Origin of the sequence: Streptomyces sp. TRM68416 (assembly GCF_014596915.1) — a bacterium.
In the GTDB taxonomy this organism is placed as follows: Bacteria; Actinomycetota; Actinomycetes; order Streptomycetales; family Streptomycetaceae; genus Streptomyces.
This window is the reverse complement of record NZ_JACVWU010000033.1, coordinates 62102-74673: the sequence shown is the minus strand read 5'-3', so window position 1 is coordinate 74673 and position 12572 is coordinate 62102. Positions and strand designations below refer to the sequence as shown.

11 protein-coding genes and 2 pseudogenes are annotated in these 12572 nt (G+C 71.1%); 4 read left to right on the top strand and 9 right to left on the bottom strand.

All coding sequences use genetic code 11. The features are described from left to right. Window positions 1–9: 9 nt before the first annotated feature. Window positions 10–942, bottom strand: a complete 933-nt coding sequence (locus ICC28_RS36235; protein WP_188293080.1) for a helix-turn-helix domain-containing GNAT family N-acetyltransferase — start codon at window positions 940–942, stop codon at window positions 10–12. Window positions 943–1019: 77 nt separating this feature from the next. Then, on the bottom strand, window positions 1020–1616 hold the full coding sequence (locus tag ICC28_RS36230) for a dihydrofolate reductase family protein (RefSeq protein WP_188293079.1): 597 nt from the start codon (window positions 1614–1616) through the stop codon (window positions 1020–1022). Window positions 1617–1887: 271 nt separating this feature from the next. Between ICC28_RS36230 and ICC28_RS36225 the strand changes: the two are divergent. Beyond that, a pseudogene (locus tag ICC28_RS36225) lies at window positions 1888–2244 on the top strand (DUF664 domain-containing protein); the annotation flags it as partial. On the opposite strand, the gene ICC28_RS36220 reads toward ICC28_RS36225, so the two are convergent. Together ICC28_RS36220 and ICC28_RS36215 are read right to left on the bottom strand one after the other, a co-directional pair. After that, complete coding sequence (locus ICC28_RS36220) at window positions 2228–3073, bottom strand: NmrA/HSCARG family protein (protein ID WP_188293077.1); 846 nt, start codon at window positions 3071–3073, stop codon at window positions 2228–2230. The pseudogene ICC28_RS36225 and the gene ICC28_RS36220 sit on opposite strands and share 17 nt — an antisense overlap. Before the next feature lie 10 nt (window positions 3074–3083). Continuing rightward, window positions 3084–4004, bottom strand: coding sequence for an EamA family transporter (locus ICC28_RS36215; protein WP_188293076.1), 921 nt, complete (start codon window positions 4002–4004; stop codon window positions 3084–3086). Window positions 4005–4083: 79 nt separating this feature from the next. Between ICC28_RS36215 and ICC28_RS36210 the strand changes: the two are divergent. After that, a pseudogene (locus ICC28_RS36210) lies at window positions 4084–4961 on the top strand (LysR family transcriptional regulator). A gap of 50 nt (window positions 4962–5011) precedes the next feature. Here the strand turns inward: ICC28_RS36210 and ICC28_RS36205 are convergent. From ICC28_RS36205 to ICC28_RS36195, 3 genes are read right to left on the bottom strand one after another with little or no spacing between them, the layout of a single operon-like run. Then, window positions 5012–5809, bottom strand: a complete 798-nt coding sequence (locus ICC28_RS36205; protein WP_188293107.1) for a sugar phosphate isomerase/epimerase family protein — start codon at window positions 5807–5809, stop codon at window positions 5012–5014. Window positions 5810–5841: 32 nt separating this feature from the next. Beyond that, a complete protein-coding gene (locus tag ICC28_RS36200; RefSeq protein WP_188293075.1) occupies window positions 5842–6993 on the bottom strand; it encodes a dihydrodipicolinate synthase family protein in 1152 nt (383 codons plus the stop codon). Beyond that, window positions 6990–8141 carry a Gfo/Idh/MocA family protein gene (locus ICC28_RS36195; protein WP_188293074.1) on the bottom strand — a complete coding sequence of 384 codons (1152 nt, stop codon included), beginning with the start codon at window positions 8139–8141 and terminating at the stop codon, window positions 6990–6992. The genes ICC28_RS36200 and ICC28_RS36195 overlap by 4 nt, the downstream gene beginning before the upstream one ends. Window positions 8142–8497: 356 nt before the next feature. On the opposite strand from ICC28_RS36195, the gene ICC28_RS36190 reads away from it, so the two are divergent. Continuing rightward, window positions 8498–9547 (top strand): LacI family DNA-binding transcriptional regulator, encoded by a 1050-nt coding sequence (locus tag ICC28_RS36190; protein ID WP_188293073.1) that lies wholly within the window; start codon window positions 8498–8500, stop codon window positions 9545–9547. A 1405-nt stretch (window positions 9548–10952) separates the two neighbouring features. Here the strand turns inward: ICC28_RS36190 and ICC28_RS36185 are convergent. Then, window positions 10953–11180, bottom strand: a complete 228-nt coding sequence (locus ICC28_RS36185) for a DUF397 domain-containing protein (RefSeq protein WP_188293072.1) — start codon at window positions 11178–11180, stop codon at window positions 10953–10955. Beyond that, window positions 11167–11991 carry a helix-turn-helix transcriptional regulator gene (locus tag ICC28_RS36180; RefSeq protein WP_188293071.1) on the bottom strand — a complete coding sequence of 275 codons (825 nt, stop codon included), beginning with the start codon at window positions 11989–11991 and terminating at the stop codon, window positions 11167–11169. The genes ICC28_RS36185 and ICC28_RS36180 overlap by 14 nt, the downstream gene beginning before the upstream one ends. Before the next feature lie 122 nt (window positions 11992–12113). Here ICC28_RS36180 and ICC28_RS36175 point away from each other — a divergent pair, with 122 nt between their 5' ends. Continuing rightward, the gene (locus ICC28_RS36175) at window positions 12114–12467 is read left to right on the top strand and encodes a hypothetical protein (RefSeq protein WP_223190398.1); all 354 of its coding nucleotides are present in this window, start codon (window positions 12114–12116) and stop codon (window positions 12465–12467) included. The last annotated feature ends 105 nt before the right edge of the window (window positions 12468–12572 follow it).

The window sequence follows — 12572 nt, the reverse complement described above, 5'->3', positions numbered from 1 at the left end:
CTCTACGCGTCACTCGGCGGTGCCGTGCAGGTCCAGACGCCAGTCCTGGCCCACCAGGTCCTTGCCGAAGGAGCGGTGCGGCTTCTCCGCGCACAGCACGAAGCCGTGTCGCCGGTAGATGCGCCGGGCGGCGGCCAGCACGTCGTTGGTCCACAGCACGAGGTCGCGGTAGCCGACCTCGCGGGCGAACTCCACGACCGCCCCGACCAGCCGGTCCCCGATGCCCAGGCCGCGCGCGTCGGGTTCGACGAGGAGCAGGCGCAGCCGGGCGGTGCCGGGTGCCTCGTCGCGCACGCACATCACGCACCCGACCGGCCGGCCGTCGAGCTCGGCGATCCACACCCGCTCCAGATGCGGATCGTGGTCCTCGGCGAAGTCCGCGACGATCCGCGCGACCAGGCCCTCGTAGTCGGTGTTCCAGCCGAACTGGGACGCGTACAGCGCCGCGTTGCGCTGCACGATCCAGCCCAGGTCGCCGGGGTGGGGCTCGCGCAGCACGACGTCCTCGCGGCGCGGGGGCCGGCCGTCGGAGAGGATCTCGCGCACGGTCCGCATCGCCTCGGCCAGCCGCGGCCGGTCGGCGGCCGGCACCGCCGCCAGCAGCGAGCCGACGGATTCCGCCGACCGCTCGGCCAGCAGCGCGGCGGTCTCCCGCCCGCGCGCGGTGAGCACGATCCGCCGCCGCCGCGGATCCTGCTCGGAGGGCGTCCGCTCGATCAGCCCGTCCTGCTCGAACCTGTTCAGGATCCGGCTCAGGTAGCCGGCGTCCAGCGACAGCTCGGTCCGCAGGTCGGCCGCGTCCGTGCGCGGCGAGTGCGCGAGCTCGTACAGGACGCGGGACTCGGTGAGGGTGTACGGGGCGTACAGGCGGCGGCTGTAGTCGAGGGCGCCGATGACGTTCGTGTAGAAGCGGTTGAAGGCACGGATGTCCTGGACGGTCATGCTCGACCCGCTCTCGATACTTGACTCAGTCAGAGATACCGAACGGGTCGAGCGTAGGACGCCCGCGCCCGCCGCTGCTACCCCTCGGCGGCGGGCCGGAAGACACAGAGCTGCACGCCGGTCTTCCCGGTGGTCGAGGAGACCAGCTCGAAGGGGCGCTTCGCACCGTCCGTCGGGAAGATCGACTTGCCGCCGCCGAGCAGCACCGGCATCACGGCGAGCCGCAGCTCGTCGACCAGACCCTCGGCGAGCAGCGTACGCACCAGGGTGGGGCTGCCCATCATCGCCAGCTCCCCGCCCTCGCTCTCCCGCAGCGCACGGATCCGCGCGACGGCCTCGTCCCCGGGGATGCGCTCGGAGTTGTTCCAGGTCAGCTCCGCGTCGGACAGCGTGCTGGAAACGACGTACTTCTTCAGCGAGTTCAGCCGGTCGGCGAACGGGTCACCGGCCCGCTCCGGCCACGCCCCCGCCATCGTCAGATACGTACGACGCCCGTACAGCAGCGCCTCGGCCCGCTCCAGCCCCTCGTCGAACGCCGGGCCGAGCACCTCCGGGTCGAAGTACGGGTGCGACCAGCCACCGTGCTCGAACCCGCCGTCGGTGTCCTCCTCGGCACCCCCCGGCGCCTGGACGACACCGTCGAGACTGATGAACTCCGTGACGACGATACGCATGGGATCTCCCTGCCTTCCTCTGTGCCCTGTTGGTGTGTGTCGGTACTAGGACCGGGGCACGCCCCGGAACTCATCGCCGCTACGGCGACGAATCCACGAACCCGGCAGGTACCGCGACCGATGCGAGCCGAGAAACGCACGGAGTGCCAGGACGGCGCCTCCCCCGAGAGTCTGCCTCGCGACTCCCCGGTGCGGAACCGGGCACTCAGTAGTGATCTTGATGACCGAAACCCACCACCCGGCATCTCCCCCCGCCCGACAGACTGTCCCGATGACCGAACAGACCCTCAAGGCAGACCTCCGCCTGAACCTCCAGGACGCCCGCGACGCCCTCCTCTGGAAGCTCCAGGGCCTGTCCGAGTACGACGTCCGCCGCCCCATGACCCCGACCGGCACGAACCTCCTCGGCCTGGTCAAACACCTGACCGGAGCGGAGGCCTTCTACTTCGGCACGGTCTTCCGACGGCCCTGCCCGGCGCCGCCGTTGTGGATCACCGGGGACGCCGAGCCGAACGCGGACCTGTGGGCGAGGCCGGACGAGACCCGCGAGCGAATCGTCGCCGACTACCGGCGGGTGTGCGCACACGCGGACGGGACGATCGAGGCACGGGTCATGCCGGGTTCTGGTTCAGCCATGTCTCCAGGGTCAGCAGTCCTGGGTGGCGCTCGCGGAGGGTGGGGAGGTCGGCGGTGTATCCGTGCTTGTTGATCCAGTCGTACATCTTGGCGAACTCGGGTACGCCGTCCGGTCGTTGCTCGAAGCGGGTCGGAATGCCCTGGACCCGTGCGAACACCTCGGCGATCTGCCGCACCGTCAGTTCGTCACCGGCGATCTCGACCGTCCGACCGAGGAACGCGGCCGGGTCGGCGAAGGCGTCCGCGGCGATCCGGCCGATGTCGGCCAGCGCGATCATCTGCAGCGGGGTGTCGGGAGCCAGCGCGACCGGGCAGACGCGCTCACCGTTGCCGTCCGGCTCCGGCAGCAGGTACTGCCAGTTCTCCATGAAGTACACCGGCCGCAGCACCGTCGCGGGCACGCCGAGTGCCTCGATGTACGTCTCTATCTCCGCCTTGCTTTCGAAGTGCGCGACACCGGTACCGCGTCGGGCGGGGCCGACGGAGCTGTAGACCAGGTGCGCGGCGCCCGCGGCCGCGGCCGCGTCGGCGACGTTCCGGCCCCGCCGCACCTCGATATCGGGACGCGGGTCGGTGAAGTCCGCGGGCTGCACGCTGAAGACGCCGTACGCGCCCTGCGCCGCAGCGCGCAGCGACCGCGGGTCGTCGAGGTCGCCGGTGACCGGCTCGGCGCCGAGGGCCCGAAGCTCCTTGGCCGCCGGAGAGTCCGGGGTGCGGACGAGGGCGCGTACCCGGCGGCCACGTGCGAGCAGCGCGCGGGTGACGGCGCCGCCCTGGCCGCCGGTCGCGCCGGTGACGAGGATGGGTTCGGTGTTCGGCATGGTGAGTTCCTCAGTGGGAGCGGGAAGGTGTGGGCAGTTGCCCCGCGACGATCGCCGCCAGCGCGAGCGCGAAACCGGCGAGCTGGACCGGCCCGAAGGTCTGGCCGAGCACGATTGCGCCGAGCGCCGCGGCGACCAGGGGCGAGAGCAGGACGAGCACCGCGACCGAGGTGACGGGCAGGGCGGTGATGCCGCGGAACCACAGCACGAAGGTGATCAGACCGCCGACCAGTCCCAGCCAGAGGTACCCGGCAGCGGCGGGGAGGTCGATCGCCGGCGGCGCGCCCTCGAAGAGGACCGTGAGGGGGACCAGGAACAGACCCCCGGCGGTGAGCTGCCAGGCGGCGAAGGTCGTCGGACCGGCCTCGGCGGGACGCCCCCAGCGCTTGGTGAGCGTCACCCCGAGCGCCATCGAGGCCGCGCCCGCCAGGCCCGCCACGAGGCCGACGACGTCGAAGCCCGCGGCCGGCCCGATCACCACCAGGCCGACGCCGGCCATGCCCGCCAGCCCCCAGGCCAGCCGCCAGACGGTCAGCCCCTGACGCAGGATCAGGACGGCCAACAGCGCGATCACGAGCGGCTGCGCCGCGGCCAGGGTCGCGGCGACGCCGCCCGGCAGCCGCTCGGCCGCGACGAACAGCAACGGGAAGAACAGCCCGATGTTCAGCACCCCGAGCACCGCCGCCTTCCCCCACCAACTCCCGCGCGGCAGCGTCCGGGTGAACGCCAGCGCGATCAGCCCGGCGGGCAGGGCGCGCAGCATCCCCGCGAAGAGCGGGTGCCCCGGCGGTAGCAACTCGGTGGTGACGACGTAGGTGGTGCCCCACACCACGGGTGCGGACGCCGTCAGCAGGGTGCGCGGCAGATTCCCGCCGCGCAGACCGCTGCCACTGGCTCCGCCCGCGACTGTCTGTGCTGCTGGACTCGTCATGCGACGAGTCTCGTCCCGTACCGATCAATGAGTCCAACACATGCTTGTCACTGCATCGATCGCGATTCACGATGGATCAATGGAGCTCCAGCAGATGCGCTACGTCATCGCCGTCGCCGAGACGAACAGCTTCACGCGCGCCGCCGAGCGCTGCCTGGTCGTCCAGTCCGCCCTCAGCCACCAGATCGCCAAACTGGAGAGGGAACTCGGCGCGAAGCTCTTCGAACGCACCAGCCGCCGCGTCCGGTTGACCCCGGCCGGGGAGGCGTTCCTCCCGGCGGCCCGCCAGTGCCTGGACGCCGCCGAACGCGCCGCCGCCGAAGTCGCCGCGGCCGTGGGGGAGATACGCGGCAGGCTCGCCGTGGGCCTCATCCCCACCGTCGCCGCGGTCAACATCCCGGGCACGCTGCGCGAGTTCCGCCGACGCTACCCGCACGTCCGCATCAGCCTGCGGGTGGCCGCCAGCGAGCACCTAGTCGAGCGGGTGACGGGACCACGGACGTGGCCTTCCTCGGACTGCCGCCCACCGCCCGCCCCCAGGGCGTCGCCGCCCGCGAACTCGCCCGCGACCGGCTCGTCGCCGTGGTCGCACCCGACCACCCCCTCGCCGCCGAACCGACGGCCGACCTGCACCGCCTGTCCCGCGAGGTCTTCGTCGACCTGCCCGCCGGAACGGCCGGCCGCGTCCAGTCCGACCAGGCCTTCACCGCCGCCGGCCTCACCCGCGACGTCGCCTTCGAAGTGACCACCGTCGACTACAACATGACCCGCCTTATCACCCAGGGCCTCGCCATCGCGATGCTCCCCTCCACCTACGTCCCGCACCTCGCCGGCGTCACCACCATCGAGGTCACGGACGCCCCCACGCGGGTCGAGTACGTCGTATGGAGCGACGGGGGCAGGACACCCGCGGCGACGGCGTTCCTCGGCCTGCTCGGCATCAAGCCGGAGCAATGAAAACAAGGGGGGCGCCGATTTCCGGCGCCCCCCTCGCTCATCGCGCGGACCTATCCCGCGTGCTCCACGAACCGCGCCGCCGTCTCCGCCAGCAGCTCCCGGCCGTCGCGCGCCCACAGCACGTCGTTGAACAGCTCCACCTCGATGGCACCGGCGTATCCGGCGGCCTCGACGTAGCCCTTCCACTCCCGCATGTCGATCGAGCCGTCCCCGATCTGACCGCGGCCGGTGAGCACGCCCGCGGGCAACGGGGTGACCCAGTCGGCGAGTTGGAAGGTGTGGATACGGCCGCCCGCACCGGCCCGGGCGATCTGCGCGGGCGCGGTGTCGTCCCACCAGATGTGGTACGTGTCGACCGTGACGCCGACCTGGTGGGCGGGGAAGCGCTCGGCGAGGTCGAGGGCCTGGGCGAGCGTGGAGACCACGCAGCGGTCCGAGGCGAACATCGGGTGCAGCGGCTCGATCGCCAGCCGCACCCCGTGCTCCTCGGCGTACGGGCCCAGCACCGCCAGCGCCTCCGCGATCCGCTCCCGGGCGCCGTGCAGGTCCTTCGACCCGGCCGGGAGACCGCCGGAGACCAGGACCAGCGTGTCCGTGCCCAGCGCGGCCGCCTCGTCGACCGCCCGCCGGTTGTCGTCCAGTGCACGGGCCCGCTCGTCCGGCTCGACGGCCGTCAGGAAGCCGCCCCGGCACAGGGTGGTGACGGTCAGGCCCGCGTCCCGCACCAGCTTGGCCGTCGCCTCCAGGCCGTGGGACTGCACGGGCTCGCGCCACAGGCCGACGTTGGTGACACCCAACTGGCCACAGGCGTCGACCAGTTCCGGCAGCGACAGCTGCTTGACCGTCATCTGGTTGATGGAGAAGCGGGACAGGTCGCCGGTCACTGGTCCACCCCGTACAGCGCGAGCAGGTTCCTCATCCGCTCCTCCGCCAGCTTCGGGTCCGGGAACAGGCCCAGACCGTCGGCGAGTCGGTAGGCGCGGGCGAAGTGCGGCAGGGAGCGGGCCGACTGCAGGCCGCCCACCATGGTGAAGTGCGACTGGTGGCCGGCCAGCCAGGCCAGGAACACCACGCCCGTCTTGTAGAAGCGGGTGGGGGCCTGGAAGAGATGGCGGGACAGCTCGACCGTGGGGTCGAGCAGCGCACGGAAGCCGTCGGCATCACCCGTGTCCAGGACCCGGACCGCCTCCGCCGCCAGCGGGCCCAGCGGGTCGAAGATGCCGAGCAGGGCGTGGCTGAAGCCCTGGTCGTCACCGGCGATCAGCTCGGGGTAGTTGAAGTCGTCGCCCGTGTAGCAGCGGACGCCGTCGGGCAGCCGTCGGCGCAGGTCGATCTCCCGCCGCGCGTCCAGCAGCGACACCTTGATGCCGTCGACCTTGTCCGGGTGGGCGGCGATCACCTCCAGGAAGGTGTCGGTGGCCGCGTCCAGGTCGGCCGACCCCCAGTAGCCCTCCAGCGCCGGGTCGAACATCGGGCCCAGCCAGTGCAGGACCACCGGCTCGGCGGCCTGGCGCAGGAGATGGCCGTAGACCTCCAGGTAGTCCTCGGGTCCCTTGGCCGCGGCGGCGAGGGCGCGGGAAGCCATGAGGATGGCCTGCGCGCCGCTCTCCTCCACGAGGGCGAGCTGCTCCTCGTAGGCGGCGCGTACCTCGGCGAGGGAACCGGCGGTGATCTGGTCGGTGCCGACCCCGCACGCGATCCGGCCGCCGACCGCCTTCGCCTCCGCGGCACTGCGGCGGATCAGCTCGGCCGCGCCCGTCCAGTCCAGCCCCATGCCGCGCTGGGCGGTGTCCATGGCCTCGGCGACCCCGAGCCCGTGCGACCACAGATGGCGGCGGAAGGCGAGGGTGGCGTCCCAGTCGACGGCGGCGGGCGAGTCGGGGGTGACGTCGGCGAACGGATCGGCGACGACGTGCGCGGCCGAGAAGACCGTACGGCAGGCGAGCGGCGCGCCCGGGGTGAGGGCGAGGGGCTCCTGGCGGGGCTCGTACGTGCGCAGGGCCCCGGTCGCGTCCGGCAGTTGGAGGGTCACAGCGCGATCTCCGGGACGTCGAGGCGGCGGCCCTCGGCCGAGGACTTCAGGCCCAGCTCGGCGAGCTGGACGCCGCGGGCGCCGGCGAGGAGGTCCCAGTGGTAGGGGGTGCCGGCGTAGACGTGCTTGAGGAACAGCTCCCACTGGGCCTTGAAGCCGTTGTCGAACTCGTCGTTGTCCGGGACCTCCTGCCACTGGTCGCGGAAGGAGTAGGTGGCCGGGATGTCCGGGTTCCAGACCGGCTTGGGGGTCAACGACCGGTGCTGGACACGGCAGTTGCGCAGACCGGCGACGGCGGACCCCTCCGTGCCGTCGACCTGGAACTCGACCAGCTCGTCACGGTGGACGCGGACGGCCCAGGAGGAGTTGATCTGGGCGATCACGCCGCCCTCCAGCTCGAAGATGCCGTAGGCGGCGTCGTCGGCGGTGGCGTCGTAGGGCTTGTCGTTCTCGTCCCAGCGCTGGGGGATGTGGGTGGTGGCGGTGGCCTGGACGGACCTCACCCGGCCGAAGAGCTCGTGCAGGACGTACTCCCAGTGCGGGAACATGTCGACAACGATGCCACCGCCGTCCTCGGCCCGGTAGTTCCACGACGGGCGCTGCGCCGCCTGCCAGTCGCCCTCGAAGACCCAGTAGCCGAACTCGCCGCGCACGGACAGGATGCGGCCGAAGAAGCCGCCGTCGATCAGCCGCTTCAGCTTCAGCAGGCCCGGCAGGAAGAGCTTGTCCTGGACGACGCCGTGCTTGATGCCGGCGGCGTTCGCGAGCCGCGCCAGCTCCAGGGCGCCCTCAAGGCCGGTGGCCGTCGGCTTCTCGGTGTAGATGTGCTTGCCGGCCGCGATCGCCTTCTTGATCGCCTCCTCGCGGGCCGAGGTGACCTGGGCGTCGAAGTAGATGTCCACGGTCGGGTCGGCGAGGATCGCGTCGAGGTCGGTAGAGACGTGCTCCAGGCCGTGCTGCTCGGCAAGCGCCTTCAGCGCGTGCTCACGGCGGCCGACGAGGATGGGCTCGGGCCACAGCACGGTGCCGTCGCCGAGGTCGAGTCCGCCCTGCTCACGGAGGGCCAGGATGGAGCGGACGAGGTGCTGGCGGTAGCCCATGCGTCCGGTCACGCCGTTCATGGCGATTCGCACCGTCTTGCGTGTCACGTCATTCCCTTCGCAGGAGTCGTGCGCGGTTGTGCGCGCCGCGTACGCCTCTACTGATGAGCGTCACAGCAAGCGCTTTCTATCTAGGAAGAAGCTAGCCTCTGTGCAGTGGTCCGGACAAGACCGTGACGGGGTTGAGTTGTTCGAGGGGGCGAACAACCGGGCGTGGGGGGCTTAGGGTCTGCTGGCAGCAGGGGCTTGGGGCGGCTCGGAACCGGGCCGTGGAAGCCCGCGTGTACGACCACGTATGACTACGTACGGCGGCGTACGACGACCGACGACGACCGACGACGACCGACGACGTACGACGACGTACGACTGAAACGCGCTGTTGCGCGCGACCGGAGGACGACGAGATGACGGTGACCCTGGCGGACGTGGCGGCCCGCGCCCAGGTCTCCCCCGCGACGGTGTCGCGCGTACTGAACGGCAACTACCCCGTGGCCGCGTCCACACGCGAGCGGGTGCTGCGGGCCGTGGACGAGCTGGACTACGTACTCAACGGCCCGGCGAGCGCCCTGGCCGCGGCCACGTCCGACCTCGTCGGGATCCTGGTGAACGACATCGCCGACCCCTTCTTCGGGATCATGGCGAGCGCGATCCAGGCGGAGATCGGCGGACCGGGCGGCCGAGCGGGCGGCGAACGGCTGGCCGTCGTCTGCAACACCGGCGGCTCCCCGGAACGCGAACTGACGTACCTGACCCTGCTCCAGCGCCAGCGGGCCGCCGCCGTGATCCTCACCGGCGGAGCCGTCGAGAACCCGTCGCACATCGCCGCGGTCTCGGCGAAGCTGCGGAAGCTGGCGGACGCCGGAACCCGGGTGGTCCTGTGCGGCCGCCCGCCGGCCCCCGACGCCGGCGCCATCGCGCTCACCTTCGACAACCGCGGCGGCGGCCGCGAACTCACCGACCACCTCATCGGCCTCGGCCACCGCCGCCTCGGCTACATCGCGGGCCCCGAGGAACGCACGACCACCCGCCACCGCCTGGAGGGACACCGGGCCGCGCTGCAGGACCACGGCATCGAGGAGGACCCCCGCTGGACGGTCCACGGCCGCTACGACCGCCAGTCCGGCTACGAGGCCACCCTGGAGCTGCTCCGCCGCGACCCGTCCCTGACAGCCGTCGTCGCCGCCAACGACTCCGTCGCCCTCGGCGCCTGCGCAGCCGTACGCGACTCCGGCCTCCGCATCCCGGACGACATCTCGGTAGCCGGCTTCGACGACCTCCCCTTCAGCATCGACGCGGTCCCCTCCCTTACGACGGTGAGACTGCCGCTTTCGGAGGCGGGAGCGCGGGCCGGGCGCATCGCGATGGGACGCGAGGAGGAGCCGCCCGGGGGGATCGCGACGATCCGGGGGGAGCTGATGGTGCGGGGGTCTACGGGGGTGCCGCGAGGTGAGTGACCCCTGGGGAGGGATGAGGGGTGAGGTCTGCTGTGGAGTGGGTGTGGTGATGTCGACGCCGGTGTCGGCAGACAGCCCGACGGTGCGGTGCCGTACGGCACCGGCGGTTTCCGGCATCTTGCAGTACCCGGCGGTGCGGGGCTGACAGGTTGCCGTTTCTTGGTGTGGGCCGCCCGCTTCTGGGTCAGTGTCGTGCTTCCGCGAGCCGAGTAAAGGGCGCTGCGCTGCGCTCCGCGTCGGCTGCGCCGATGGGCCTGCGGCCCACCCTTGACTCGGCTCGCTCCAGCACGGGGGAGAAGCGTGCGGGCGGCCCGGGGAAAGCGGTGGCCAGACCGGGGTGGGCCCTGGGGCGGCTTGCGGGGCGGGCCGGGGTCGGGGGCGCGGTCGCGCCTCGCCTGCACGCCGGGTTGGCATAGCGGCTTCCGGCCGGTGGGTGATGGGGGCGCGTCGGCGCAGTGGCGGCACGCCGGGTCGGCTTGGCGGCAAGGGGTCCGGTGGGTGGCACGCGCCAGCACAGCGGCGGCACGCCGGGTAGGGCTCGGCGGCTTCCGGATGGTGGGTGGTGGGGGCGCGTCGGCGCAGTGGTGGCACGAGGGGCGGGCATAGCGGCGAGCGGCTGGTCGGTGGTGCGCGTTGGAGTGGTGGCGGCATGCCGGTTGGCGAGCGGTCGGTGGGTGGGGTGCGGTCCGGCCTCGGGTGTGTGGGCCGGGGAGCCTCACGAGTCACATTCCTCTCCCAGGTCACAGGGCAGGAGGTAATTGGCAGATTTGGGCCACGCCAAGCGCCTTGACCTGGAGAGATGCCGTCCGTAGCTGGCCCGAAACTGCCAATTACCTCTTCATGGAGGGCTGTTGCGGCTATTGGGGGCGCTGTGGTTTGCGAAGTGCCTTCATTGCACCGGTGTTTGCCTGGCTGGCGGACGAATGCACCGCAAGCGCCGCACTTGCCACCACTCCACACCGCAGGGACGCCCTCACTCGCTGGCCTCAAGTCGTCAATCCCATCCGGCCCCGGCGTGCCCCACTCCTGCCAATGCATGCCGCATGCCGCACTCTCACTGGCTGTTCGTCGCCGAGCCCGCCCGGCGTGCCCTCATCCCGCCGATGCGCCCCCGCCCCCCACCGGCCGTTCGCCGCTATGCCAGCCCGGCGTGCTGGCGAGGCGCGAGCGCGCCCCCGACGCCGGTCCGCCCCGCAAGTCACGCTCGCCCGGACCCCGGTCTGGCCACCCGTGTTTCGGGCCGCTCGCTCGCTTCTCCTCCGTGCTGGAGCGGGCCGAGTCAAGGGTGGGCCGGAGGCCCATCGCCGAAGGCGACGCGTAGCGCCCTTTACTCGGGTCGCGGAAGCACGACACTGGCCAAGAAGCGGGCGGCCCTACGGTGCGTTATCAGCGGGCGTTGGCTGTATCAGCCCGTGAGGTCCCCCTCTTTGAGGGCGGCTACGAATGACGTCCAACCGTGGGGGGAGAAGGTCAGGGCCGGTCCGGTGGGGGTCTTGCTGTCGCGGATGGGGATGCGGGCGCAGGAGGAACGGGCGAGTTCGAGGCAGTCGCTCTGGCCGCCGCCGCTGTAGCTGGACTTGTACCACCCGGTGAGCCTGGACGCGTTGGAGACGGTGTGCTCACTGCTTGCCATGCGCGTGCTCCTCCGCTGCTGACTTGACGAGGGCCAGGGATTCCCGCTGTGACAAGGCGTCGCTCAGGGCAAGAGAGTAGGCCGACTGACTCTCGGCCACCAACGCCGCGTCGGTCATCAAGTTGCCGGTGAGGAAGCCCTCGACGTAGGCCACTGGAGCCGAGTCCTCGAAGTTCATGAGCGTGAGCAGACTCTGCTGAAGGGCGTGGGCCCCGACGCCGTACGGCAGCACGTGCAGCCGTAGCCGTCCCGATTCCGCCATGTACGCGATCTTGCGCAGCTGTTCGGCCATGACTTGAGGGCCGCCGACGCGGCGCCGGAGTACGCACTCGTCAAGGAGCGTCCAGAGGACCGGCTTCAGTGGTCCGTCCAGGAGCTGGGCACGCCCCATCCGAATGGCAACCTCCCTGTCAAGTTCCTCGGCCGTGCAGTTGGGGCGGTAGGCGTGGAACACCGCTCGTGCGTAGGCAGGCGTCTGGAGCAGCCCGGGAACCAGCGTGAGGGCGAACTGCTGGATCAGCGTCGCTTGCCACTCCAGGTCGGCCATGACGGCGAAGTACGCGGCCCACTTGGACTTCAGCTCCTTCAGCCATCGGGCGAAGAACTCACCCGTTTCCAAGGCATGGTCGATCCGCTGCGCGTCGTCGTAGGTGGGCAGGCGCCTGCCCGCTTCGTAGTGGCTGATCAGCGTGGGCGAGCACATGACGCGATGGCTCAGCTCCGCCTGGGTGAGTCCCGCCGCCTTCCGGCGAAGTCGCAGTTCCGCTCCGAACTTCTCCCGGGCCGTCCGAGGCTCGCGACCTTCGTCCATGCGGCAACTCCCCTTCTTGACAATCGCGATGTCAAGCTCTCCCCCCTGGAAGCCTAGCCACCCCCGACCCCACTCTGTGATGGATTCGCCACAGAACGCAGTCACGGAGAAGGTAGGTCCACATGACCACCCCCCACTCCCACCCCCACCCCCACTCCCACCCGCCCACAGATCCCGGCGCCGACCGCGGACCGCGCCTGCTGCCCTGGACGGGCCCGGAGGGCAAGCCCTGTTATCTGGTCGGCGACGGCACGGGATACGTCTCGCGTCTCGCCGACGGCATGGAGTCGGCTCAACTCGGCATGGCCGGTGCCCTTCTCGACCACGCTGCCGAACTCCTCGCCGAGCAGAAGGCGACCAGCGGCGAACTGCGTTACCTGGCCGTCTGCCTCGTCGACTCCCTGGTGGACGTCAAGCGGGTCGCGGAGAGCAGGGGGATACGGCTCGCTGAGGTGGCCCCGGATCTCTCCCGGTGAAAAAATCTCGCGGAACCGTGCAACCCTTCCCCCGCCTGCCGTGTCGTACTAGGCATCAGAACTTCTGGAGGGGGATCTGGGGGGATCGCGGGGGTTCTGATACGG